We start from the raw sequence: 23,739 nt of genomic DNA, 5'->3' as shown, positions 1-23,739 counted from the left end.
TCGAAGACCGGGCGTGGACGAGGGCGCTGTGCTGCCTGAAACCCGGGTTCCCCCTTCCGGGCGCCCGAACACCGGGCAGGTGAAGCGGGGCTCGGGAACAAGCAGAGTCAGGCGGCGACTCGGGGGCGGTGCGGGGCGACAACCGCCCCGTCGGGGAGGAGTTCGCCGGTGTCGTCGAAAAGGACCACGCCGTTGCAGAGCAGACTCCAACCCTGTTCCGGGTGGCTGGAGACGATGCGCGCGGCCTCGCGGTCGGTGTCCTCGAAGGACGGGCAGGAGGGTGAATGGCTGCACATGACAGAGCCTTTCGTCTGAGTGCTCCTCGTTGAGCTGAAGCCAACAGTAGTGGCTGACATCACATGGTGTTGACGGTTTAGGTCCACAATGTTTGCCACCGCCTTCTGTTCGCTCCTGACAAGTGAGACTCCCGTCACCCGCTCCGGGTTCTGTCCGGGCGAAGCTTTCCCTGTCCGGGTCCGGCCGGAGGGGATCCTGGGGCCCTTCCGGCCGGCCGGATCAGTAACCGCCTCGGGTGCGTCGCGCCGCCGGACGGCTGCGCATGCCCGCCCCGGCCAGTCCGCCGCGCTGGAAGGCCCGGACGAGTTCCCCGCCGAGGTTGACCCCGGCGCCCAGGGCCAGCGCCACCATGACCGCCTCAGCGATGCTGAGCAGGCCCGAGACCGCGGTTCCCTGGGTGATCTCGATCAGCCCCCGGTACAGGATGCTGCCGGGCAGCAGCGGCGCGATCGACGGGATCAGGTAGGGCAGCACCGGCCGCCGGGTGCGCCGGGCCAGCCAGTGCCCGACCACGCCCACGGCCACCGCGCCCGCCACCGTGCCCACCACCGGGGGCACCTCCAGGACCGAGCGCATACCCGCGTAGATCAGCCAGATCATCACCCCCAGGACACCGATGGTGGGCAGCATCCGGGGCGGCACCGCCAGCGAGATCGCGAAGGCCATGGCGATCCCGGCAGCGCCGATCAGCACCGGCACGTCCATGGCGGTTCCGGCCGAGGGCAGGTTCTCCAGGTCCAGGTCGATGCCCAGACGGGTCGCGGTGTAGGCCACGGTGACCACTCCGGTCACGATCGCGCCCAGGGTGAAGAAGGTCTCCAGCAGCCGTGCGGCCGCCGAGACGTAACTGCCGCTGATCCCGTCCTGGAGGCTGGACACCAGCGGACGGCCCGGCAGCAGCGCCATGATGTTGCCGGTGATGATCGCGCCCGCCTGGAGGCCCAGGCCCATGGTCGTGCTCACCCACAGCAGGCCCACCCCGATCGAGGCGGCCACCACCGCGGCCGCCGCCATCTGGTAGAACTCCGCGACCCCGCGATTGGCCAGGAACACCGAGGTGCGGTCGCCCAGCACCGTGGCGAGGAAGGCCACGGCGGCCACGATCGGACCGCCGCCCACCATCAGACTGGCGCTGGAGGCGATCAGCCCGAAGCCCATCGCGATCATCCAGTTGGGGTAGGGCATGCGCGCCCGGCGGATCTGCTCCAGCCGCGCCTTGGCGTCCTCCAGTTCGAGCAGGCCCAGCGCCGCCTGCTGGACCAGGGTGTGCAGCTCGTTGACGCGGAAGTAGTCCAGGGTGCGGCGGCGCACCACCCGTTCACCGGTGATGGGCGGGCTGTCCCCGCCCGGGTGGGTGGACAGGGAGATGGTGGTGAAGGTGACCGACACCTCCGAGCGGGGCAGGTCGAAGGCGACCGAGAGGCTCAGCATGGCCTCGCTGACGGCCTCGGTGCTCTCACCGCTGGCCAGCATGAGCTCACCCACGCGCAGGACCAGGTTGATCGCCCGGGCGTCGGGGAGCTTGAGCTCCTCGTCGTCCTCCAGGTTGTCCGGGGTCAGTTCGCTCTCGTGCTCGGCGCGCCAGTCGCGCATCCGGCTGAGCATGAACTCCTCGCTCGGCGGCCCCGAACGCTCCCGCTTGCTTGCCATCGCTGTTCTCCGTTTCCTCCCCGTCGCCCGCCCCCATGGTGGTCGGCGCACTGCCTCGGCAACCCCAAGGGGGACGCCGTGCCCACGGGCGGGGTTCGCCCCCGTGGCGGGGCGGCACCGGTGAGTTCGGTCACCGGATCATCCTGCCAAGGCGCGCGGGCCCCCGCGGGCGCCGACGCGCCGGGGTCCGGGGCCGGAAGGGCGGGGCTCAGACCGGGGAGCCCGGTGCGCGCCCGTTCCGGCCCTCGGCCTCCTTCCCGCCCTGTTTCCCGCCCTGACCTGGGCGGACCACGCCGGTCTCGTAGGCGTGCACGACGGCCTGCACGCGGTCGCGCAGGCCGAGTTTGGTGAGGATACTGCCCACGTGGGACTTGACGGTGGTCTCGCCGACCACCAGGTGGGCGGCGATCTCCCCGTTGGACCAGCCCTTGGCGATCAGCCGGAGCACCTGGCGTTCGCGGGCGGTGAGGGTGTCCTCGACCTGCTCGGGATCGGGGCCGGGGGAGGGTAGCAGCGAGGCGAACCGGTCCAGGAGGCGGTTCAGGACCGCGGGGGAGATGACGGAGGAGCCCCCGGCGACCACCTCGACCGCGGAGACGAGTTCGGCGGGCGGGGTGTCCTTGAGGAGGAACCCGGCGGCGCCGGCGCGGAGCATTCCGACGGCGTACTCGTCCAGGTCGAAGGTGGTCAGGGCCAGGACCCGCACCCGGTGGCCGAGCGGGCGGGCCCATCCGACGATCTCCCGGGTGGCCTCGACACCGTCCATGCCGGGCATGCGGACGTCCATGAGGACGACGTCGGGCAGCAGGCTCCGGACCGCGCGCGCGGCCTGGCGTCCGTCGGAGACCTCGCCCACCACGGACAGGTGCGGGGCGGACTCCAGGATCATGCGGAAGCCCGCGCGGACGAGGGGCTGGTCGTCGGCGAGCAGGACGGAGACGGGGCGGGAGGCGGCTTCGGAGACGGACACGGGCCCGATTCTCCCTCACCCCGGGAGTCCTCGGGGCGGGTGACCCGCCCGGCCGCCGGGCCGGCTCTCCCGCGGTGGGTTCCCGGGTGGTCGGCGGGGTCTCAGCCGGTGGGCAGGGGCGGAGGGGTGCCGCCGAACTCCGGGCACAGGGCCTGGTGCTCGCACCAGCCGCACAGTTTGCTGCGCTTGGGTTCCCAGACGCCGGCGCGCCCGGCCGCCTCGATCCGCGCCCAGATGTCGGCGATCTCGGCCTCGGCCGCGGCGAGCTCCTCCTCGGTGGGGTCGTACCAGCGCACCGATCCGTCACCCAGGTAGATGAGCTGCAGGCGGGCGGGGACCACGCCCAGGTCGCGCCAGATCATCACGGCGTAGAAGAAGATCTGGAACTTGGCCTTGTCCTCGAAGCGGGGGTGCGGTGACTTGCCGGTCTTGTAGTCGACCACCCGTATCCGGCCGTTGGGGGCCACGTCCAGCCGGTCGACGTAGCCGCGCAGCCGCAGACCGGTGGGCAGGGAGACCTCCAGGCGCATCTCGCGCTCGCGCGGTTCCAGGAACTCGGGGTTCTCCAGGTCGAAGTAGCGCCGGACCAGGGTCCGGGCCGACTCCAGCCACTCGTCGAGCCCTTCCTCGCCGGGGAAGAGCTGTTCGGCGACCTCCGGTTGCCTCTCCCGGATCCTGGCCCACTGCGGGTCGACCAGGCTCTCCGCGGTGCGGGGGGTGCGGGTGTCGGCGGGCAGCTCGTAGAGGCGCTCCAGACAGGCGTGCACGAGTGTGCCGCGCAGGGCGGCGGCGCTGGGTGCCTCGGGGAGGCGGTCGATGGTGCGGAACCGGAACAGGAGCGGGCACTGGAGGAAGTCGGAGGCCCGGGAGGGTGAGAGGGCGGTCGGCAGTGGTGCGGTGGTCATGGTTCGAGCCTATGAGAGGCGGCCGACCGGCGTGTGGCCCCGTGCGCATGAGGGGTGACGGGCCTGTGAGGGGATCATCGGGTGTGGCAATAGTGTTGGTGCCGTGAGCAGAGGCAGTGACCGCACCGGACCCGGCACCGACGAGCGTGCGAGGAAGAGCCCTGGGTTACTGCTGGGCCGACCCTTCGGGGTGCCGGTCTACGTCACCTCCTCGTGGTGGATCGTGGCCGTGCTGATCACGCTGGTCTACGGGGGGATCGTCCAGTCGAGGCTGGCGCTGGGGCCCTCCGCCTACCTGCTCGCGTTCGTCTTCGCGGTCCTGCTCTACGCCTCCGTGCTCGTGCACGAGCTGGCGCACTCGGTGGTGGCCCGTCGGTACGGGCTGCCGGTGCGCCGCATCGTCCTGTACGTGCTGGGCGGGGTCTCCGAGATCGACCGGGAGGCGCCCACGCCGGGCCGTGAGTTCTGGATCGCCTTCTCGGGGCCGTTGCTGTCGTTGGTCCTGGCGGCGGGCGCGTTCGCGCTGTCGTTCTTCGCCGATCCGTTCTCCGTGACCGGTGAGCTGCTCTTCCAGCTGTGGATCGCCAACCTGCTGGTGGGGGTGTTCAACCTGCTGCCGGGGCTGCCGTTGGACGGTGGCCGCCTGCTGGGCGCCGGGGTGTGGAAGCTGACCGGGCGCCGGCACACCGGCAGTGTGGTCGCGGCCTGGGGCGGCCGGGTGCTGGCCCTGGGCGTGGTGGCCCTGCCGTTCCTGTTCGCCTGGAGCGCTGGGAGCACCCCGGGGCCCTGGGCGGTCGTGTGGGGGCTGGTGCTGGCCGGGTTCATGTGGATGGGTGCGAGCGAGGCGCTGCGCAACGCCCGGGTCCGGGCGCGGGTGCCCGGGCTGCGGGCGCGGGCGCTGGCCCGGCCCGCGGTGGCGGTCCCGGCGGACCTTCCGCTGGCGCAGGCCGACCTCCGGGCCCGGGAGGCGGGTGCGGAGGTCGTCGTGGTCACCGACGGGGAGGGCACGCCGGTCTCGGTGGTGCACCCCGCGGCGGCAGAGGCGATCTCCCGGGCGCGCCGGGCGTGGGTCCCGGTCTCGGACGTGGCGCGGGCGCTGACCGAGCACTCGACGGTCTCCGCGGATCTGGTGGGGGAGGAGCTCCTGACGGAGCTCACCAGGTACCCCTTGCCGGAGTACCTGGTGGTGGAGGCCGACGGTGCGCTGTCGGGGGTGCTGCGGGCCTCGGACGTCAACGCGGTGATGTCCGGGCGGGCCGGGGACGGCCGGGGCTGAGTTCGGGGCGGTGCGGGTCGCCGCCCGCGGGCTCAGCGCCGGGCGCCCTCGGGCCACAGGACCGTGACGGGGCGGTCGAGCGCGCGGGCGTAGGCCACCACGTCGGCGGTGCCGCCGGGGCCGCGCGCGGGCTCTCCGTCCCAGACCGCGACCAGGTGGTCGCACTCCTCGACGAGCACGCGTCCCGCGGCCATGTGGGCGCGGGGTTCGGACTCGCTGTGGGGTAATTCGTGGACGCGGACGGCCTGGTCGAGGAGCTGGTCGTAGACCGGGTGGTGTTCGGTCGGCAGTGCCTTCCGGTACCCGGTGGCGGGGATGATCGCCTCCAGTGGGGCGCCGGCGGCCACCACCGCCTGTGCGAAGACGGCGTCGGCGCCGTCCGCGAGGCAGGACAGGCCCACCATCTCGCATCCGTACGGTGCCAGGTGAGCCTTGACCAGGTCGGCGACGGCGCCGCTCACGTCAGGGGTCAGGTCGCGGTGTCCGGTGATTCCGATGCGAATCACGTAACCTCCCTGCTGTTCGCTTCGCCGGCTTTCTACCCACTGATGGGTATACCGGTAACAATCGACGAGAGTCTGTTGTCGAGGTCCTCGACACAGTGCGCCCGGGGGCCCCGGTAACGCCTGCGGAAGGAGCGGACCCGGCCCACCACGCGCTCGGAGTCGAAGCGCACCCCGGTGGTGAGCGCCTCCTGTGCGAGCCGGAAGGCCTCGTCGACGTCTCCGGCCTCGGCGTGGGCCGAGGCGAGTTCGACCTTGAGCAGGGCGGACTGCTTGACGTTGCGGGGCGCGGGGGCCACGGCCTCGGCGAAGGCGGCGCGGGCGTCGTGCGGGCTGCGCAGGCGCACTCCCACCAGGGCCCGGTACCCGGCGACCTTCGCCTGGTCGAAGGCGAACACCCACGGCCAGGGCGGTTGGGCGTTGTCCGGGCGGGCGACCTCGCGTTCGGCGCGTCTGATGGCCCGTGCGGCGGCGACGCGGTCACCGATCCCGGCGTGGGCCAGCGCTCCGACGCAGGCCAGCCAGGCGCGGGCCGTGGGGTGGGCGGTGGGCCCCAGGACGTGTTCGGCCTCCTGGACGAGGCCGAGGCCGAGTTCGGGGTCCTCGGCGACGTCGATCTCGAAGGCGGCCAGCGAGCCGAGCATGTAGACGTCGAGCAGGCGCATCCCGGCCTGGCGGGCGCGGACGACCGCGGTGCGGTAGTGCATGCGGGCCGAGCCCATGTCGCCGAGGTCGGCGTTGAGCCAGGCGGCGAAGCCGGAGGCCTCGCTGGCTGCCGCGCTGAGTTCGGTGTGGAAGGGTGTCCCGCGCGCGTTGCCGAGCATCTGCTCGGACAGGTGCACGTGCGCCACGGCGCCGGGCAGCAGGTGGCGGGCGGGGGAGGTGGCGTCCATGCGGCGCTGGCCGCCGGTGATGGAGCGCAGGGCGGGGCCGGTGGTCTCGTCGATGCTGTGGTGTCCCTCGTGCTCCCCCGGGTAGGGCTGCGCCGTGGCCACGAAGGCGCCCGTGGCGGCCTTGCCGAAGTCGCGGCGCCGTGTGGGGTCCACCCCCTTCCGGCTGGGGCTCTCGCGTGTCCCCGTGCCGTTCGGTGTCCCGACGAGGCTCTGCGGCCCGGTGCCGTCCTGCGGCCCTGTGCGGTCCTGGGCCCCCGCTCCGCCGAAGCGGAGCAGGTGGAGCGGGACGTCCAGTCGTTGGGCGAGGTCGTGGACCTGGCTGACGGTGAGGGACTGCTGACCGTTGACGACCCGGGAGACCCAGCTCTGCGAGTAGGTGAGCGCCCGGGCCAGGTCGCCCTGGGACCATCCGCGTGCGGCGCGCACGCCTTCGATGACCGTCGGCATGTCACAGGTGGCCAGTGCGGCGGCCATGCGCGGTCGGGTCCACAGGTCGTTGGGAAGAACGCCGTCTGGTTGGGGCATGCAGCTTAGGTTAGGGATTCCGGGCGCCCTTGGTGGCTATGTGTGAAAAAGAAGGCGCAATGCGTGATCCGCATAGTGGTACGTGCGCCTTCCCGCGGTGCGGCACAGTGAAGGGGTCGTTGGTCCGGACGGGCGCGTGCGCCGGTCCGGGAGTGAAGAGGGGGCCACGTGAGCGTTGGGACGCCGCCGGCGGGTAACCGGAGCCTGTCCGGGAGCGGACGCGAGGATCGTGGCGTCCCGCCGTTGGGCGTGTTCGGCGTGAACCCTCCTGCCGAGTCCGGGTACCGCGCGGACCCGGCCGCCCTCGCCCTGAGGGGGATGGCCGCGGAGCTGCGGGCCCACGGAATCGAGGCCAGGGAGGACGGCGTGTCGGGTCTGGTCGACGCCGGTCCGGCCGCCCGCCCGCAGAGCGCGCTGCTGCGCCCCCACCGGGGCGACCTGTGGTGGTGGATGCGGTGGCCCCGCCAGGACGGTGTTCCCTCGTCACTGTCCGGCGTGCCGCTGTCCCCGGTGACCCGGACCTCCGACGCGGCCCGGAGGATCGTGGGCGCCCTGTCCACCTCGGCGGAGGGCGGCTGAACCAGACATGTCCGGGTGCTGGGGCCGCCGCATCCGGACCAGGACGGGCTGTGCACGCGCACGGTCCCGGGTGTCGGAACGGTGTCTGGGGTGATCCCGTGCCCCAGTCTCCCTCTGCGCGGGTCCCGGACCCGTTCGGCACCCGAAGCGGGGCCGTCCCTCCTGCCCGGTCCGAGGGGCGGCGGCGTCCACCCCCTGAGGGGCACTCGGCGACTTCCCTCGAAGCCGAGGCCCCTCACCCCCCACAGAGGGTCCGTCGCGGGGGACCCCTAGACCTCCGCGGCGGACAGGGCCGCGCCGACGATCCCCGCGGTGTTGCGCAACTCGGCGGGCACGATCGGGGTGCGGATGTCCAGGTGGTGGAGGAACTTCTCCGACTTGCGGCTCACCCCGCCGCCGACCACGATCAGGTCCGGCCACACGAGGTCCTCGATCACCCGGTAGTAGCGCTGGAGCCGCTTCTTCGCCCAGTCGTGGTAGGACAGCCCCTCCCGTTCCTTGGCCCCGGAGGAGGCGCGCGACTCCGCGTCGTGCCCGTCGATCTCCAGGTGGCCGAACTCGGTGTTGGGCACCAGGCGGCCGTCCACGACCAGCGCCGTGCCGATCCCGGTGCCCAGCGTGGTGAGCAGGACTGTGCCGCCCACGTCCCGGGCCGCCCCGTAGCGGTTCTCGGCCAGCGCGGCGGCGTCGGCGTCGTTGAGCACCCGTACCGGACGGCCCGTGGCCTCGGCGAACAGGGCGCGGGCGTCGGTGCCGACCCAGCTCTTGGGCAGGTTCGCGGAGGTGCGCACCACCCCGCCCTGGACGACTCCGGGGAAGGTGACGCCGAGGGGCGTCCCCGCGGTCTCGGGGAAGTGGGCGGCGATCTCGCCGACGATCCGGGCCATCGCGGCGGGATCGGCGTTTTCGGGGGTGAGGATCTTCAGCCGGTCCCGGAGGAACTCGCCGGAGACCAGATCGACCGGGGCGCCCTTGATCCCGCTGCCACCGATATCGATTCCCAGGCCTGTGGTCAGCTGTGACATCGGTCGTGTCTCCTGTGGTCCTCGTGCGTCGAATGGGGGTCGTGGATGTTCCACAAGCCTGATACTGCCCAAGGGGAGGGGGTTTCGCACGCCTGACGGACGCCGTCCGCCGCGCGCGGTGGTTCGTGCTGGTCCCGGAAGGCCGATACGCTGGGCGACTGCCCTGACCAAACGCGACGTGGGAAGACGAGAGCGACGTTGACCGGTATCCATGGCCGCCGCGGCCCCTTCACCGACGGCGACACCGTGCAGTTGACCGACCCCAAGGGTCGCATGCACACCATCACACTGCGTGAGGGTGGAAGCTTCCACTCGCACAAGGGCAAGGTCGAACACGACGACCTCATCGGCGAGCCCGAAGGCAGTGTGGCGCGTTCCAACACCGGCACGGCCTACGTGGCGCTGCGCCCCCTGCTCATCGACTACACGCTCTCCATGAAGCGTGGTGCGACCATCGTCTACCCCAAGGACGCCGCCCAGGTCATGGTCGAGGCCGACATCTTCCCGGGCGCCCGGGTGGTCGAGGCCGGCGCCGGATCGGGCGCGATGTCCAACTGGCTGCTGCGCGCGGTCGGCGAACAGGGCATGGTCCACTCCTACGAGCGCCGCGAGGACTTCGCGAAGATCGCCCGCAAGAACGTGGAGACCTTCTACGGCGGCCCGCACCCGGCCTGGAAGCTCACCGTGGGCGACCTGGTCGAGGAGCTCGACGAGACCGACGTGGACCGGGTCTTCCTGGACATGCTCGCGCCCTGGGAGTGCCTGGACGCGGTCGCCGGGGCGCTGATCCCCGGCGGCCTGGTGTGCTGCTACGTGGCCACCACCACGCAGCTGTCCCGTGTGGTGGAGGAGTTGCGCGGGGACGAGCGCTTCTACGAGCCGCGCTCCTGGGAGACCATGTTGCGCACCTGGCACGTGGAGGGTCTGGCGGTGCGCCCCGACCACCGGATGATCGGCCACACCGGGTTCCTGGTGGTCGCGCGCCGTCTGGCCGACGGTGTGGAGGCGCCCGAGCGGCGCCGCCGTCCGGCCAAGGGCGCCTACGGCAAGGACTACGAGGCCGCCAAGGCCGCCTCCGACGCCGGAGCCAGGGCGGCCGCGCCCGCCGCCGCGCCGGCGACGGAGAGCACCGCTGAGGCCGCGGTGGAGCCCGCCGCGGCCAAGGGACCCGAGAGCGACGAGTAGCCGCCTCGACGATATGCCGTGGCGGAGCGATCCGTCATGGGGAAGGGGCCCGTCCGGACACCGCGTCCGGGCGGGCCCCTTCCGTGCGTCCGGGGGCGTGCCGGGAAGCAGCCGGGGCCGTCCGGGGTTGTCCGCAGGTGCAGGGGAGGGACCGCCCGCGGTCGGCGGTTCGTGCCGAAACACCTGGGTGGCGCTTGCCCGACCCCCGCCACGGAGGTTACTTTCTCATTACGTCGACTCATTCGCTACCACTGTGATCTGCGAGAACGCAAGATCCAGAAATGAGGTCTACGACACTCGTGCACGGTTACAGGTTAGGAATTGGGCATGGGTAGGTAGGTTTCCGAGTAGTTCTTACAGGGAGGTGGCGGACGTGGCCGAACGCGAGGACGAGCGTCAGGGCGATCGGGACCGTGAAGTCGCTGAGCTCACGGCCCAGGTGGCCTACATGGAGAAGGAACTCAGCGTGGTTCGGCGCAAGCTCGCCGACTCACCCCGACACGTGCGTCTGCTGGAGGAGCGACTGCGGGAGGCCCAGGCCAACCTCGCCGGCGCGAACGGGCAGAACGAACGGCTCGTCTCCACGCTGAAGGAGGCGCGCGAGCAGATCGTGGCACTCAAGGAGGAGGTCGACCGGCTCGCGCAGCCGCCGTCGGGCTTCGGTGTCTACCTCGGGTCCCGCGAGGACGAGACCGTCGAGATCTTCACCAACGGCCGCAAGATGCGGGTCAACGTCAGTCCCTCCGTGGACATGGACAACCTGCGTCCGGGCCAGGAGGTCATGCTCAACGAGGCGTTCAACGTCGTCGAGGTGGAGTCGTTCGAGACCGTCGGTGAGGTCGTCCTGCTCAAGGAGCTCCTCGAGGACGGCGAGCGGGCGCTGGTGATCTCGCACCATGACGACGAGAAGATCGTCCGGTTGGCCGAACCGCTGCTGGGCGAGCCGATCCGTCCGGGTGACTCCCTGCTGTTGGAGCCCCGTTCGGGATACGTGTACGAGAGGATTCCCAAGTCCGAGGTCGAGGAACTCGTGCTCGAGGAGGTCCCCGACATCTCCTACACCGACATCGGTGGCCTGTCGGGGCAGATCGAGATGATCCGCGACGCGGTCGAACTGCCCTTCCTGCACAAGGAACTGTTCCTCGAGCACAAGCTCACCCCGCCCAAGGGCGTACTGCTGTACGGCCCGCCCGGGTGCGGTAAGACGCTCATCGCCAAGGCGGTCGCCAACTCGCTGGCCAAGCGGGTCGCCGAGCGCACCGGCAAGGACGTCGGCAAGAGCTTCTTCCTCAACATCAAGGGCCCGGAGCTGCTGAACAAGTACGTGGGCGAGACCGAGCGGCACATCCGCCTGGTCTTCCAGCGTGCTCGGGAGAAGGCTTCCGAGGGCACCCCGGTCATCGTGTTCTTCGACGAGATGGACTCGATCTTCCGTGTCCGCGGTTCGGGTGTGTCCTCCGACGTGGAGAACACCATCGTCCCGCAGATGCTCAGCGAGATCGACGGTGTGGAGGGCCTGGAGAACGTCATCGTCATCGGCGCCTCCAACCGTGAGGACATGATCGACCCGGCGATCCTGCGGCCGGGCCGCCTGGACGTCAAGATCAAGGTCGAGCGGCCCGACGCCGAGGGCGCCCGGGACATCTTCGGCAAGTACGTCACCGAGGACCTGCCGCTGCACGAGGAGGACCTGGCCGAGCACGGCGGGTCCGCCCGGGCCACGGTGGACGCCATGATCCAGCGGGTCGTGGAGCGGATGTACACCGAGGGTGAGGAGAACCGCTTCCTGGAGGTCACCTACGCCAACGGTGACAAGGAGGTCCTGTACTTCAAGGACTTCAACTCCGGCGCGATGATCGAGAACATCGTCTCGCGTGCCAAGAAGATGGCGATCAAGGACTTCATCGACCACCAGTCCAAGGGTCTGCGGGTCTCGCACCTGCTCCAGGCCTGCGTCGACGAGTTCAGCGAGAACGAGGACCTGCCCAACACCACCAACCCGGACGACTGGGCCCGGATCTCGGGCAAGAAGGGCGAGCGCATCGTCTACATCCGGACCCTGGTGACCGGCAAGAAGGGCGCCGACTCCGGTCGGTCCATCGACACCGTCGCCAACACCGGCCAGTACCTGTAGCACTCTGAGAGCGCTTTGAGGGGCCGATCGGATCTTCCGGTCGGCCCCTCCTCGTGTCGGCTGCTCCCGGGTCCCGGGACGGCAGGGCGATGGCAGAATTCTGAGGTTCTGGTCCGTGCCGGACCGGGAGGACTCCCTGGAACCGCCCTCGGAACGGAACCCGTGTCCGGAGTCGGCCCCGAACGATGAACGGACCGGTGTTTCCAAGAGTCTTCGCCCACCGATCCGGCGCCCAATTGGAGAAAGGAAGATGTTGAGAGTTGTCCCCCGCTCGGCTGCTGTTCTCGGAGCCGTGGCTCTCACCTTCAATTCGCTGTCGCCCACGGATTCTCCGGTCGAGGATGACTCACAGGAAACCACCGGCCGAGTCCTTGGAGGAACAACGGTCACCGGCACCGACAAAGTGACCTAGGAGGGCGGAGCCACGTTCTCCTCGATCAGGGGCGGGGTCGGACAGTTCTCTTGGGGGCCGAATTCGACAAGGGCGTTTTCCGCGTGAGTACAGCACGCCCAGCAACGGGACGCACCGTGTCGAGGTCGACTCGAGCAGCGACTGCTGACTTCTTCCGCCGGTCGCCGAGAGCGCTGATGGGGCCGAGCTCTCCCGCTCGGGCCGGCGCCTTCGTGCGCGCCACCAGGGCCAGGTCAGGAGTGAGCCGAGCACGGCACCGGTGCAGTTGAGGATGACGTCGTCCACAGAGGTGATGCGTCCGGTGCCGAGGACGTACTGAAGGATCTCCACCGTGACCGAGACGGCTCCGGAGGCGGCGAGCACTCTGGGGAAGCCGGCGAGCCTGCCTCCCAAGGTGAAGGGGAGCAGCACGCCCAGGGGTAGGAACATCGCGATGTTGCCACCGTTCTGATAGGCCCCTGTCCGGCTCCACCCCGAAGCCGTGAGGTCGGCGAAGGGTACGAGTTCCACGCCGCCGCCCCCGCCGGGGTTCACCAGAGTGACGACGGCGATCAGGGTCAGTACTCCCAGAGCCAGCGTGTCCACGGTGCTGTTGAAGACAGCCTGTGGCCATTTTCGTGTATTCCGTCGATGAAGCAGAAAAAGGCCGATGGCGACAAGGACAGCTATCGGAGAGAGAACGAGAACATCACTTGCCAAGCTGGTCGCGGATGAAAAACCCATTGGGCGAACCTAGCCTGTTGCAGCCGCGCTCACCAACGCGAGGTTTGCGTGCGGGAGCTCATACGTTCAGCTGTCTGCTCTTGGACATATTCGCCTTCTTGTGTCGGTCGACCGGTTTTGGAACTGCCGCAAGCCAAGAGCGACTCGTCACCGGGAGGGTTGGATGGGCTTCTGGTCGGCGGCGCGATGAGAAACGCGGCTCCGCTGCGTCGGCTTCCCTCGGGGTTGTGCGGCCGTGGTGCCAGGAGCACAGCAGTCGCGGGTGCTTCGACCGGTGACCGGCGGGCCCCGCTTGCGTGGGTCAGTTCCGGCGGCGGGCGGCGGGGGTCTCGCGCGCGGCGACGAGCCAGTCCATGGCTTCCCGGCCCCGGACGACAGGGTTGGTGAGGGTCCCCACCCCGGTGATGGCGATGTCGACCGTGTCGCCCGCGGCCAGGGTGAAGTCCATGTCGGGGACGATGCCGGTGCCGGTCGCGAGGACGGCCCCGTCGGGGAAGGGCTGGGAACGGAACAGGTGTTCCACGAGGTCGGCGGGGTCCCGGCGGAGCGAGCGCAGGCGGACGCGCCCCTCGAAGGCGCTTCGGCCGCGGCGGAGGACCCGCATGGTGACCTCGCCCGCGAGGGGGTCGGGGAGCTCCCAGGAGGGGCGGACCAGCGGGCTCAGGGAGCAGCTGCCCGCGTACACCTTCGCCTGGGGCAGGTAGAGGGCGTTCTCGCCCTCGATGGCGCGTGAACTGACGTCGTCGCAGACGCAGTAGCCCACGATCTGGCCGTGGGCGTTGGCGACCACCGCGAGTTCCGGTTCGGGGACGTTCAGGGAGGAGTCCGAGCGGACGGCGACGGGCTCCGCCTCGGTCACCACGCGCCAGGCGGGGGCCTTGAAGAACAGCTCGGGACGCCGGGCCGTGTAGACCCGGTCGTAGATGTCGGCGTGGTCGCTCTCCTCGCCCCGGGCCCGGCGCGAGCGTTCGTAGGTCACGCCGGCGGCCCAGACCTCGGTGTCGCCGTCGACCGGGGGGAGCGGGGTGATGGCGTCGGTGTTCGTGAGAGGCGGCGAACCGGCTGCCTCGCCTGCCAGGGTCCGTGCCTCGTCCAGGGGGAGTCGGAGCAGCTCCGCCATGCTCCGTACGCCGGGGACGGCGTGGACGGTCCTGCGTTGGCCGTCGTGCCAGCCCAGTCCCTGCTGGTCGTGGCGGTCGTAGTAGCGCAGGAATCCGTCCATGGTTGCCGCCTTTCGGTGCCGCGTTCCCGGGGCACGGAGGGGTTGACGTTCGTGCACCCCTTGTCTAGCGTTTTATTCGATATATTGGCAAGCTTTCGAAATATCGAACACGTTGGCCGGGCGTAGTAGCCGAGCGGAGTATCCGCGCACCCCCCGAAGGAGCCCTCGATGACTCACCACTCCCAGCGGCGACCCGGTGGCGCGGCACCGAACGAAGGCGGGGGCGGGCGCAGGCTCCGCAGCAGGGAGTGGTTCGGCGCGGACGGCCGTTCCGGCATGCTCTACCGCTCCTGGATGCGCAACCAGGGTTTCGCCGACGACGTCTTCGACGGTCGGCCCGTGGTCGGGATCGCGGTGTCCGGCTCCGAGCTCGCCCCCTGCAACGCGCACCTGTCCAGGCTGGCGGAGTCGGTCAAACGGGGGGTCTGGGAGGCCGGGGGCTTTCCGTTGGAGTTCCCCGTCATGGCCCTGGGCGAGACCGTGCTCAGGCCCACGGCGATGCTCTACCGCAACCTCCTGGCGATGGAGGCCGAGGAGCTGTTCCGGGCCAACCCCCTGGACGGGGTCGTGCTGCTGTCCGGGTGCGACAAGACCACCCCGGGCCTGCTGATGGCAGCGGCCAGCACGGACCTGCCCTCCCTGATGCTGACCGGCGGACCCATGCTCAACGGCAGGTTCCGGGGTGAGCAGATCGGGTCGGGCACCCACGTGTGGAAGTTCGAGGAGGAGGTGCGTGCCGGGCGGATGACGGAGGCCGACTGCTCCTTCGCCGAGGCCTGCATGTCCCGTTCCAACGGGCACTGCATGACGATGGGCACCGCCTCCACCATGGCCTGTATGGCCGAGGCCCTCGGGATGCAGCCCGCCTACGGGGCGACCTGGCCCGCCGTGGACGCCCGCCGCTACGCCCTGGCCCAGAAGTCGGGCCGGCGCATCGTGGAGATGGTCCACGAGGACCTCAGGCCCTCGTCCGTCATGACCCGTGAGGCCTTCGAGAACGCCATCCGCGTCAACGCGGCCATCGGCGGCTCCACCAACGCCGTCATCCACCTGCTGGCGATCGCCGGGCGCCTGGGTGTGGACCTCACCCTGGACGACTTCGACACCCTGGTCCGTGACATCCCCACCCTCCTCGACCTGATGCCCAGCGGCCGTTTCCTGATGGAGGACTTCTGTTACGCGGGCGGGCTCCCCGCGGTCGTCGCCGAGCTCGGCGACCTCCTGCACACCGACGCCGTGACGGTGACCGGTGAACCCCTCGACGCCCCCGCCCGGGCCGGGGCGGCCCAGTGCCACGACCGCGAGGTCATCCGTCCCCTGGACGCGCCGCTGCAACCCGCCGGGACCGGGACCGCGGTGCTGCGCGGGAACCTGGCCCCGGCGGGCGCGGTCGTCAAGCAGTCCGCGGCCAGTGAGCACCTGATGGTGCACCGGGGCCGGGCCAGGGTGTTCGAGTCCCCCGAGGACTACTACGCGGTGGCCGAGGACCCCGACCTGGACGTGGACGCCGACACGGTGCTGGTGCTGCGCAACTGCGGGCCCGCCGGGTACCCCGGTATGCCCGAGGTCAGCAACGTCGCCCTGCCCTCCAGGCTCCTGGCCCAGGGCGTCACGGACATGGTGCGGATCTGCGACGGCCGCATGTCCGGGACCGCGTACGGGACCGTGGTGCTGCACACCGCCCCCGAGGCGGCGGTCGGGGGCCCGCTCGCCCTGGTGCGCGACGGGGACGTGATCTCGCTGAACGTGCCCGAGCGTTCGCTCACCCTGGAGATCAGCGACGAGGAGATGGAACGGCGCGCCGCCCTGTGGACGGCGCCCGCGCCCCGCTCCGACCGCGGCTGGGTGCGCCTGTACTGCGACACGGTGCTCCAGGCCGACCGGGGGGCGGACCTGGACTTCCTCGTCGGCTCCAGCGGCCACGACGTGCCCAGGGAGTCCCACTGACCGTGCGGCGGCCTGCCGATAGCCTGTGCGGGATCACGTGGTGCTCTCCAGGAGGACGGTCAGTAGATATGGCACGCCGTACGCCGGCTCTGCAGCGGAGCCTGGACATCCTGGAGCTCTTCACCGACGGGCGGGAGTCCGTGAGCGCTCCCGAGGTCGTTGAGGAGCTCGACCTGCCCAGGACGTCGGTGCACGAGCTGCTGCACACCCTCGAGAGCCGCCGGTACCTGCACCGCCACCCCGACATTCCCGGCCGCTACCAGCTGGGGATCCAGCTCTTCCGGCTGGGCAGCGCCTACGCGGACCAGCTGGACGTGCCCAAGACGGGGCAGCGCATCGCCCGGGAACTCGTGGAGCGGTGCAACGAGACCACGCACGTGGCGGTCCTGGACCACCGGCACATCGTGTACATCGCCAAGGTCGACAGCTCGCACGCGGTGCGCATGGTGTCCAGCCTGGGGCGGCGGCTGCCCGCCCACTGCACGGCCCTGGGCAAGGTGCTCCTGGCCCACCTGCCGGAGGAGGTGCTGGCGCGCAGGCTCGGGGAGTCCCCGCTGGAGTCCCTGAGCGAGCGCAGCATCACCGAGGTCCCCCGGCTCCTCGAGGAGCTGGCGCAGGTGCGCCGGTCCGGTTCGGCGGTCGAGGTCTGCGAGGCCAACCCCGACGTGTGCTGTGTGGCGGCCCCCGTGCGCGACCGCACCCGGCAGGTGGTCGCGGCCCTGAGCATCTCGGTGCCGCTGCACCGCTGGTCCGAGGAGCGCGCGGAGGAGCTGCGGGCGCTCGTCACCGAGGGGGCGCTGAAGTACTCCGCCGAACTGGGCGGGTAGCGCCCCTGGCCCGCTCCCTCAGAAGATCAGGTAGAGCAGGCTGACGAGCGCGAAGGACATGAGCCCCACCGCGGTCGACTGCACGGTCCACGTCTTGAGCGTGGTCGCGGTGTCCATCTCCAGGAAGCCCCGCACGAGCCAGAAGCCCGAGTCGTTCACGTGGGAGAGCACGATGGACCCGGCCGCCACGGCGATGACGATCAGCGCGAGCTGGAAGCCGGAGAAGTCCCCGCCCGCCAGGACCACGGGCGCGATCAGCCCGGCCGCGGTGGTGGCGGCCACGGTCGCCGACCCCTGGGCCACGCGCATCACCGCGGCGATGAGGAACGCGGCCAGCAGGACCGGGATGCCCAGGCGGTCCAGGCTCTGGGTCATGGCGTCGCCGATACCGCTCCGGCTCAGCACGGATCCGAACATCCCGCCCGCCCCGGTCAGCACGATGATGCTGCACACGGGCGCCAGCGCCTTGTCGACGAGCCGGTTCAGGACGTCGCCGCCGTGTCCGCGCCGCCGGCCGAGGAGCCACAGGGCGGTCAGGACGGTGAGGAACAGGGCGGCGGGGGTGGTGCCGATCGCCCGGAGGGCCTGGACCCACAGGTCGCCCTCGTCCACGTGGCCCGTCACGGTCAGCATGCCCAGGCCGGTGTTCAGGAAGATCAGGATCAGCGGCAGGAACAGGAGGAACAGCAGGACGGCCAGGCGGGGAGGCGGGCCGAGCCGGTCCTCGTCGCTCGTGGCGCCGCCGCCGAGGATCTCGGGGACGGGCAGGTCGAACCGGCGGCCGAGCCAGAGGCCGAGGAGGTGCCCGGCCACGTACCAGGTGGGGATCCCGACCGCGAGCCCGAGCACGATCACCAACCCCATGTCCGCACCGATGACCTCGGTCGCGGCGACCGGGCCCGGGTGCGGGGGCAGCAGGGCGTGCATCACGAGGAAGGCGCCGGTCGCGGGGAGCGCGTAGACGAGCACCGACCCGCCGAGTCTGCGTGCCACCGAGAAGATGATCGGCAGCATCACGACGAAAGCGGCGTCGAGGAAGATCGGGAAGCCGAACAGGAGCGAGGCCACGCTCAGTGCCAGCGGGGCCCGGTGCTCTCCGAAGAGCCGGAGCAGCCCGTCCGCGAGAACCTGTGCGCCGCCGGAGACCTCGACCATGCGGCCGAGCATCGCGCCGAAGCCGATGAGGAGGACGACGGAGCCGAGGGTCTGGCCCATGCCCTCGGTGAGGGTGGGTACCAGCTCGGCGACGGGGACGCCGGTGGCCAGAGCGGTACCGGCGCTGACCAGGATCAGCGCCAGGATCGGGTTGAGGCGCACCCTGATGACGAGGAACAGCAGGGTGAGGACGGCGAGTGCGGCGATGGCCATGAGCCAGCCCACGGAGAGGCTCGCTGTGTCTGTCATGGGAGGGGGCCTGCCTGTCGGGGGTGTCAGGGCTGGGGAACCACGATCCACAGTTCGAAATATCGAACAGCGTTTTCTATTTCGGAACCGTAAGCGTAATCATGTGACGTGGATCCATCAAGACAGTGACGGGGGTCACCTTCATCTCGCGGCGCATGCGGGCGTTGACCGGCTCGCGGGGGCGATCTACAGTGATGCCGAAATAAGGAATAGCGTTCTAAATATCGAACACATTGTTCATGGTGGCCCCGACAGCGCACCGAGAGGACCGCGAACCCGTGACCGCGCCCCCGGAGGACCGTCCCTTCCCGCCCGGCCGTTCGGAGCTGGAGAGCCTGGGCCTGCCCGGCCCCGCCGCCCCGCCGACCTCACCCCTGGCCTTTCCCGACGGAGGTGCCTGGCGGCTGGAGATCCCCAGTGTCGAGGGACCGGAGGCGCTCGCGGAGGTGATCCGCACGGCCGGGCGGCTCGAGGTCCCCGTGCACCGGGTCTCGCAGGGATCCGGGGTCGGCATGCTCAGGGACGTGGAGATCGGGGACATGGTGCAGGCCGCCGAGGAGAACGGCATCGACCTGTGCCTCTTCGTCCGGCCGGGGGCGGACTGGGACACCGGGGCGTCGGCCGGGACCACGGGGTCGGTCTCGGCCCGCAGCCGGGGGAGCGCCCAGCTCCAGGCGGGGATCGCTCAGGCCCGGCGGGCGGCCGCCCTGGGGGTGCGCAGTCTGCTCGTCTCGGACGAAGGGCTGCTGTGGTCCCTGCACCGGTTGCGGGAACGGGGCGACCTGCCCGCCCGGACCCGGTTCAAGGTGTCGGTCATGGCGGCGCCCGCCAACCCGGCGGCCTTCCGCGTGCAAGGGCTCCTGGGCGCGGACACCGTCAACGTCCCCTCTGACCTGACCATCCACCAGCTCGCCGAACTGCGCGCGGCCGGCCCGGCGGCGATCGACTTCTACGTCGAGTCCCCCGACAACGTGGGCGGGTTCGTGCGGCACCACGAGATCGCGGAGGTCGTCCGCGTGAGCGCCCCGGTGTACGTCAAGTTCGGGCTGCGCAACGCACGGGGTGTGTACCCGGCGGGCGAACACCTGGCGGCCGAGGTCCTGGCCGCGACCCGCGAGCGGGTTCGCCGTGCCCGCCTCGGCCTGGACGAACTCGAACGCCACTCCGCCGTCCGGGCCGCCTCACCGGTCGGCTCGCACTCCCTGGCCGCCGCGGAACGTTTCCCCGGGCCGCCGCCCGCCGCCCCTTGACAGCGGCGGCGGGTGAACGCACCGCTCTGTCTGCCGAGAGGGCCGAAGGGGCGGCGGCGGATATCGGGGACGAACTCCGCGAGGCCGGGGACCCGAATCCGCTCCGTTCGTTTTCGGAGCCATTGCCACCCGCTGCGAAGTGCGAGGACACGCTCGCTGAAGGCCTTTGGAAACGCCCGGGAAGACGGCGCTTAGGCCACAATTGGCGTGGAAGCGTTCAAGAGCGGTCCCTGGCGGATAACCTCTCACCATGAGTGTGCGGCGGATTATGGGTATCGAGACCGAATACGGGATCTCCGTGCCGGGAAACCCCGGGGCCAACGCGATGGTCACCTCCACCCAGGTGGTCAACGCCTACCTGGCCGCCTCGGCGGCCCGGGCCAGGAGGGCCCGCTGGGACTTCGAGGAGGAGAACCCGCTGCGCGACGCCCGCGGGTTCGACCTGGCGCGCGAGGTCGCCGATCCCACCCAGTTGACCGACGAGGACCTGGGGTTGGCCAACGTCATCCTCACCAACGGCGCGCGACTGTACGTGGACCACGCCCATCCCGAGTACTCGGCCCCCGAGGTCACCAACCCGCGCGACGCGGTGCTGTGGGACAAGGCGGGGGAGCGGGTGATGGCCGACGCGGCGGCCCGCGCCGGAGCCACACCTGGCATCGAACCGATCCAGCTGTACAAGAACAACACCGACAACAAGGGCGCCTCGTACGGGTGCCACGAGAACTACCTGATGAGCCGGTCGACGCCCTTCGGCGACATCGTCCGGCACCTGATCCCGTTCTTCGTCTCCCGACAGGTGGTGTCCGGCGCGGGCAAGGTCGGGATCGGCTCGGACGGCCAGGGCAGCGGCTTCCAGATCTCCCAGCGAGCCGACTTCTTCGAGGTCGAGGTCGGCCTGGAGACCACCCTGAAGCGTCCCATCATCAACACACGGGACGAGCCGCACGCCGATCCCGAACAGTACCGGCGCCTGCACGTCATCATCGGTGACGCCAACATGAGCGAGGTCTCCACCTACCTCAAGCTGGGGACCACCGCGCTGGTGCTGTCGATGATCGAGGACGGCTTCCTCAGCACGGACCTGTCCCTGGAGACGCCCGTGGCCGACCTGCGGGAGATCTCCCACGACCCGGGGCTCACCCACCGGGTCCGCCTGCGCGACGGGCGCCGGATGACCGCGCTGGAACTGCAGGGCGAGTACCTGGACCAGGCCCGCAAGTACGTCGAGGACCGCTACGGCACCGACGTCGACCCCGACACCGCGGACGTGCTCGACCGCTGGGAGTCGGTCCTGTCGCGCCTGGCCTCGGACCCGATGAGCCTGGCCGGTGAACTGGACTGGATCGCCAAGCTCAAGCTGTTGGAGGGCTACCGCTCCAGGGACGGGCTGGAGTGGTCCCACCCCAGACTGCAGCTGGTGGACCTGCAGTACTCCGACGTGCGCGCGGACAAGGGCCTGTACAACCGGCTGGCCGCCCGCGGCCGGGTCCAGCGCCTGGTGGAGGAGTCCGAGGTCGCCCGCGCCGTCACCGAACCGCCGGAGGACACCCGCGCCTACTTCCGCGGCCGCTGTCTGGCCAAGTACGCCGACGAGGTGGCCGCCGCGTCCTGGGACTCGGTCATCTTCGACCTGCCGGGCTACGACTCCCTCCAGCGGGTGCCCACCCTGGAACCGCGCCGCGGCACCAAGGAGCACGTGGGAAGCCTGCTGGACGCCTCCGCCACCGCCGCCGAACTCGTGGCGGTCCTGGCCGGGGGGCGCAAGGGCTGACCTGCCGGGTCGGCGGGCCCCACGGGGCGCGCCGACCCCGGCTCACTCCTCGACCGCCAGTTCGGCCACCCCGGCCCCGTCCCAGACCCCGGTCAGCAGGGCGACCTCCACCGCGGTCCCCTCGGCCAGCTCGAAGGGGATGCCGACGGTCGTGGATCCGCCCGGGTTGACCTCGGTGTACATCGCGTCCTCGTCGTCCAGGGCCAGGAGGGCGTCGAAGTCGTAGGTGTAACGGTTGCCGTCCTCGTCCACGACCACGCAGTCCTCCACGTCCGGGGACTGGGGGCCGTTGGAGGCGTTGGTCATCTCCGCCTCCAGCACCAGGTACTCCCGCCCTTCGGCGGCTGTCGCGCTCGAGTAGGAACCCGAGACCTGGCTCGTGCGCTCCACCCCGGTCAGGGTGATGTCCCATGTGCCGTCCGAGGCGCTCTCACCCATGGGTGCCGCGTCGGGCCACGGGTCGGCGGCCCCGGGGGCGCCGGGTTCTTCAGCCGGCTCCGCGGGCTCCTCGGCGGGCTCTTCGGTGGGCTCCTCCGCCGGTTCGTCCGGGACGAGGTCCTCCATCGCGGACTCGATGCCGTCCCTGAGGTAGAGCTGGTGGGAGAACCACCCGGCCCCGAAACCGAAGACCAGCGCCAGGGCGACGGTCACCGCCGACGCGGCGGCGATCAACACGCTCTTGTCCATGTCCGCTCCCCACGTGTCACGGCGCGACGTGTCACGGCGGAAGCCGTCGGGACCTACATGCGCCGTTACGCGCTGTTCGCTTCAGAGTACGCCTGTCGGCCCAGCTCGAGCGGGGTGCGGCCCTGGCCGGACAAGGACGGGGAAACCGCGAACGCCCCCGTCCGCGAATGCGGACGGGGGCGCCGGAAGCAGGGACGCGCTACAGGGCCGCCCCGTTGAGCGGTCGGTTCGGATCAGGTCCGGAGCCGCACACCCCAGGAGTTGATCATCGGGTTGACCTCCTGGTAGTACGTCGTGCCGCCGGTGCGGCAGTTGCCGGAGCCGCCCGAGGTCACGCCCTGGGCCTGGGTGCCGGAGATGAAGGAGCCGCCGGAGTCGCCGGGCTCGGCGCACACGGAGGTCCGGGTCATGTTGGTGACGGTGCCCTGCGGGTAGCTCACCGACTGGCCGCGGGCCTGGATGGTGCCGCAGTGCCACCCGGTGGTGGAGCCGGAGCGGCACACGGAGGAGCCGATGGGCGCCGCGCTGGAGCCGCTCACGGTGGCGTAGCCACCGCTGTTGTAGCGGCTCACCAGGTTGGTGAGGGTGAAGTTGGACGTGCCGCGGACGAAGGCGGCGTCGTTGCCCGGGAAGACGGAGCGCTCGAAGACGCCCCGGCCGTTGCCGATGCTGACCTGGGTGCCGACGGTTCCGCAGTGTCCGGCGGTGACGAAGCCGGGCTGGCCGGCGGAGTTGGTGGCGGCGAAGCCGACCGAGCAGCGGCCGCCCATGGTGTAGGCGAGGCCGCCGATGATGTCGGCGTAGACCTGGGGCTGTTCGTCGGTGGTGGCCACCTCGACGGCCGAGGCGTCCACACCGGCCTCGGCGAGCAGGCCGTCCACGTCGGCCCCGGAACCCTCCAGGACCTCCAGGACGACAGTGTCGCCCTCGACGTCGGGGTACCAGCCGACCACGCCGGGGACGGTCCCCGCGTCGTTGAGGTCCTCGACGATCTCGTCGAGGCCCTCGATGCCGAAGTCGACCACCTCGGCCTCGGCGCCCGCGGCCTCCACGGCCTCGACCGCGGCGGCGTCGGTGACCAGGACGGTCAGGTCCAGGGTCTCGGTGTCGAAGACGGAGCCGCCGTAGGCGTCTCCGGCTGCCTCGGCGGCGGCCTCGTCGATCTCGAAGGCCGTGTCCTGGGCGGTGAGCAGGCTCTCGGCCTCGGACGGGGTCAGGTCGAGGTCGCGCTGGAGCGCTTCCTTCATGGAGACGGCTTCGGCCTCGGGGGTGGGTGCCTGGGGAAGCGGTCCGGAGGCCGCGAGGGCTCCCGGGGCGGCGGCCAGAGCCAGCCCGAAGGCAAGGGCTCCGGTACCGATGGCGGAGGCAACGGGGGAGGGTCGCATTGGTCCCTACTCTCCTGGGGGATTGACGGGGGATCGGGGCCGGATGTTCGCCGGCCCCTGCTGTTCACCAAGACATTCGGTAAACAACGCCTAACCATAAGTGCACGTTTTGGTGAGGGAAAGACCGTCAGAACGGTGAAGCATTCAAGCCGGGATGGGGTCAACC

The 23,739-nt window shown here is 70.7% G+C and carries 20 protein-coding genes; 8 read left to right on the top strand and 12 right to left on the bottom strand.

The window, feature by feature from the left end; genetic code table 11:
- Positions 1 to 107 precede the first annotated feature (107 nt).
- From D458_RS0111600 to D458_RS0111585, 4 genes are all read right to left on the bottom strand, one after another.
- Positions 108 to 296 (bottom strand): DUF5999 family protein, encoded by a 189-nt coding sequence (locus D458_RS0111600; protein WP_017586920.1) that lies wholly within the window; start codon positions 294 to 296, stop codon positions 108 to 110.
- Between the two features lie 220 nt (positions 297 to 516).
- The gene (locus D458_RS0111595; protein WP_017586919.1) at positions 517 to 1,947 is read right to left on the bottom strand and encodes a threonine/serine exporter family protein; all 1,431 of its coding nucleotides are present in this window, start codon (positions 1,945 to 1,947) and stop codon (positions 517 to 519) included.
- Between the two features lie 208 nt (positions 1,948 to 2,155).
- Positions 2,156 to 2,917 (bottom strand): response regulator, encoded by a 762-nt coding sequence (locus D458_RS0111590; RefSeq protein ID WP_017586918.1) that lies wholly within the window; start codon positions 2,915 to 2,917, stop codon positions 2,156 to 2,158.
- A gap of 101 nt (positions 2,918 to 3,018) precedes the next feature.
- Positions 3,019 to 3,822: a RecB family exonuclease gene (locus tag D458_RS0111585; protein WP_017586917.1), complete on the bottom strand. Its 804-nt coding sequence runs from the start codon at positions 3,820 to 3,822 to the stop codon at positions 3,019 to 3,021.
- A 103-nt stretch (positions 3,823 to 3,925) separates the two neighbouring features.
- Between D458_RS0111585 and D458_RS0111580 the strand changes: the two genes are divergently transcribed.
- On the top strand, positions 3,926 to 5,098 hold the full coding sequence (locus D458_RS0111580) for a site-2 protease family protein (protein ID WP_051049664.1): 1,173 nt from the start codon (positions 3,926 to 3,928) through the stop codon (positions 5,096 to 5,098).
- Positions 5,099 to 5,130: 32 nt separating this feature from the next.
- On the opposite strand, the gene D458_RS0111575 is transcribed toward D458_RS0111580, so the two are convergent.
- Together D458_RS0111575 and D458_RS0111570 are read right to left on the bottom strand one after the other, a co-directional pair.
- Positions 5,131 to 5,604 (bottom strand): hypothetical protein, encoded by a 474-nt coding sequence (locus tag D458_RS0111575; protein ID WP_017586915.1) that lies wholly within the window; start codon positions 5,602 to 5,604, stop codon positions 5,131 to 5,133.
- Positions 5,605 to 5,636: 32 nt separating this feature from the next.
- Positions 5,637 to 6,968: a helix-turn-helix domain-containing protein gene (locus tag D458_RS0111570; protein ID WP_017586914.1), complete on the bottom strand. Its 1,332-nt coding sequence runs from the start codon at positions 6,966 to 6,968 to the stop codon at positions 5,637 to 5,639.
- A gap of 294 nt (positions 6,969 to 7,262) precedes the next feature.
- Between D458_RS0111570 and D458_RS33385 the strand changes: the two genes are divergently transcribed.
- A complete protein-coding gene (locus tag D458_RS33385) occupies positions 7,263 to 7,598 on the top strand; it encodes a hypothetical protein (RefSeq protein WP_017586913.1) in 336 nt (111 codons plus the stop codon).
- A 269-nt stretch (positions 7,599 to 7,867) separates the two neighbouring features.
- Here D458_RS33385 and ppgK read toward each other — a convergent pair whose 3' ends face one another.
- Complete coding sequence (ppgK, locus tag D458_RS0111560) at positions 7,868 to 8,623, bottom strand: polyphosphate--glucose phosphotransferase (protein WP_017586912.1); 756 nt, start codon at positions 8,621 to 8,623, stop codon at positions 7,868 to 7,870.
- Between the two features lie 198 nt (positions 8,624 to 8,821).
- Here ppgK and D458_RS0111555 point away from each other — a divergent pair, with 198 nt between their 5' ends.
- Positions 8,822 to 9,808: a tRNA (adenine-N1)-methyltransferase gene (locus D458_RS0111555; RefSeq protein WP_017586911.1), complete on the top strand. Its 987-nt coding sequence runs from the start codon at positions 8,822 to 8,824 to the stop codon at positions 9,806 to 9,808.
- A gap of 364 nt (positions 9,809 to 10,172) precedes the next feature.
- Positions 10,173 to 11,942, top strand: coding sequence for a proteasome ATPase (gene arc, locus D458_RS0111550; protein ID WP_017586910.1), 1,770 nt, complete (start codon positions 10,173 to 10,175; stop codon positions 11,940 to 11,942).
- A 346-nt stretch (positions 11,943 to 12,288) separates the two neighbouring features.
- Here the strand turns inward: arc and D458_RS35450 are convergent, their stop codons facing one another.
- Positions 12,289 to 13,077, bottom strand: a complete 789-nt coding sequence (locus D458_RS35450; RefSeq protein WP_083936291.1) for a VanZ family protein — start codon at positions 13,075 to 13,077, stop codon at positions 12,289 to 12,291.
- 301 nt (positions 13,078 to 13,378) lie between these two features.
- Positions 13,379 to 14,299: a fumarylacetoacetate hydrolase family protein gene (locus D458_RS0111545; RefSeq protein ID WP_017586909.1), complete on the bottom strand. Its 921-nt coding sequence runs from the start codon at positions 14,297 to 14,299 to the stop codon at positions 13,379 to 13,381.
- Between the two features lie 168 nt (positions 14,300 to 14,467).
- Here D458_RS0111545 and D458_RS0111540 point away from each other — a divergent pair, with 168 nt between their 5' ends.
- Positions 14,468 to 16,246, top strand: coding sequence for an IlvD/Edd family dehydratase (locus tag D458_RS0111540; protein WP_017586908.1), 1,779 nt, complete (start codon positions 14,468 to 14,470; stop codon positions 16,244 to 16,246).
- Positions 16,247 to 16,314: 68 nt separating this feature from the next.
- Positions 16,315 to 17,073, top strand: a complete 759-nt coding sequence (locus D458_RS0111535) for an IclR family transcriptional regulator (protein WP_017586907.1) — start codon at positions 16,315 to 16,317, stop codon at positions 17,071 to 17,073.
- A gap of 18 nt (positions 17,074 to 17,091) precedes the next feature.
- Here D458_RS0111535 and D458_RS0111530 read toward each other — a convergent pair whose 3' ends face one another.
- Positions 17,092 to 18,477, bottom strand: a complete 1,386-nt coding sequence (locus D458_RS0111530; RefSeq protein ID WP_026119206.1) for a GntP family permease — start codon at positions 18,475 to 18,477, stop codon at positions 17,092 to 17,094.
- 239 nt (positions 18,478 to 18,716) lie between these two features.
- Here D458_RS0111530 and D458_RS0111525 point away from each other — a divergent pair, with 239 nt between their 5' ends.
- Positions 18,717 to 19,727: a hypothetical protein gene (locus tag D458_RS0111525; protein WP_017586905.1), complete on the top strand. Its 1,011-nt coding sequence runs from the start codon at positions 18,717 to 18,719 to the stop codon at positions 19,725 to 19,727.
- Positions 19,728 to 19,977: 250 nt separating this feature from the next.
- A complete protein-coding gene (dop, locus tag D458_RS0111520; protein ID WP_040702370.1) occupies positions 19,978 to 21,501 on the top strand; it encodes a depupylase/deamidase Dop in 1,524 nt (507 codons plus the stop codon).
- Positions 21,502 to 21,543: 42 nt separating this feature from the next.
- Here dop and D458_RS0111515 read toward each other — a convergent pair whose 3' ends face one another.
- A complete protein-coding gene (locus D458_RS0111515; protein WP_017586903.1) occupies positions 21,544 to 22,188 on the bottom strand; it encodes a DUF4352 domain-containing protein in 645 nt (214 codons plus the stop codon).
- Positions 22,189 to 22,421: 233 nt separating this feature from the next.
- A complete protein-coding gene (locus tag D458_RS0111510; protein WP_017586902.1) occupies positions 22,422 to 23,573 on the bottom strand; it encodes a S1 family peptidase in 1,152 nt (383 codons plus the stop codon).
- Positions 23,574 to 23,739 lie beyond the last annotated feature (166 nt).

Origin of the sequence: Nocardiopsis ganjiahuensis DSM 45031, assembly GCF_000341085.1 — a bacterium.
GTDB classification, from domain to species: Bacteria; Actinomycetota; Actinomycetes; order Streptosporangiales; family Streptosporangiaceae; genus Nocardiopsis; species Nocardiopsis ganjiahuensis.
This window is presented reverse-complemented; position numbering and strand designations above follow the sequence as displayed.

Excerpts from the sequence above, each read along its gene's own strand:
- dop (WP_040702370.1), top strand. The coding sequence starts at position 19,978 with ATGAGTGTGCGGCGGATTATGGGTATCGAGACCGAATACGGGATCTCC.
- D458_RS0111540 (WP_017586908.1), top strand. The coding sequence starts at position 14,468 with ATGACTCACCACTCCCAGCGGCGACCCGGTGGCGCGGCACCGAACGAA.
- D458_RS0111545 (WP_017586909.1), bottom strand. The coding sequence starts at position 14,299 with ATGGACGGATTCCTGCGCTACTACGACCGCCACGACCAGCAGGGACTG.
- D458_RS0111585 (WP_017586917.1), bottom strand. The coding sequence starts at position 3,822 with ATGACCACCGCACCACTGCCGACCGCCCTCTCACCCTCCCGGGCCTCC.
- D458_RS0111535 (WP_017586907.1), top strand. The coding sequence starts at position 16,315 with ATGGCACGCCGTACGCCGGCTCTGCAGCGGAGCCTGGACATCCTGGAG.
- D458_RS0111510 (WP_017586902.1), bottom strand. The coding sequence starts at position 23,573 with ATGCGACCCTCCCCCGTTGCCTCCGCCATCGGTACCGGAGCCCTTGCC.
- ppgK (WP_017586912.1), bottom strand. The coding sequence starts at position 8,623 with ATGTCACAGCTGACCACAGGCCTGGGAATCGATATCGGTGGCAGCGGG.
- D458_RS0111595 (WP_017586919.1), bottom strand. The coding sequence starts at position 1,947 with ATGGCAAGCAAGCGGGAGCGTTCGGGGCCGCCGAGCGAGGAGTTCATG.
- D458_RS0111530 (WP_026119206.1), bottom strand. The coding sequence starts at position 18,477 with ATGACAGACACAGCGAGCCTCTCCGTGGGCTGGCTCATGGCCATCGCC.
- D458_RS0111515 (WP_017586903.1), bottom strand. The coding sequence starts at position 22,188 with ATGGACAAGAGCGTGTTGATCGCCGCCGCGTCGGCGGTGACCGTCGCC.
- D458_RS0111570 (WP_017586914.1), bottom strand. The coding sequence starts at position 6,968 with ATGGCCGCCGCACTGGCCACCTGTGACATGCCGACGGTCATCGAAGGC.
- D458_RS0111525 (WP_017586905.1), top strand. The coding sequence starts at position 18,717 with ATGGTGGCCCCGACAGCGCACCGAGAGGACCGCGAACCCGTGACCGCG.
- D458_RS35450 (WP_083936291.1), bottom strand. The coding sequence starts at position 13,077 with ATGGGTTTTTCATCCGCGACCAGCTTGGCAAGTGATGTTCTCGTTCTC.
- D458_RS0111600 (WP_017586920.1), bottom strand. The coding sequence starts at position 296 with ATGTGCAGCCATTCACCCTCCTGCCCGTCCTTCGAGGACACCGACCGC.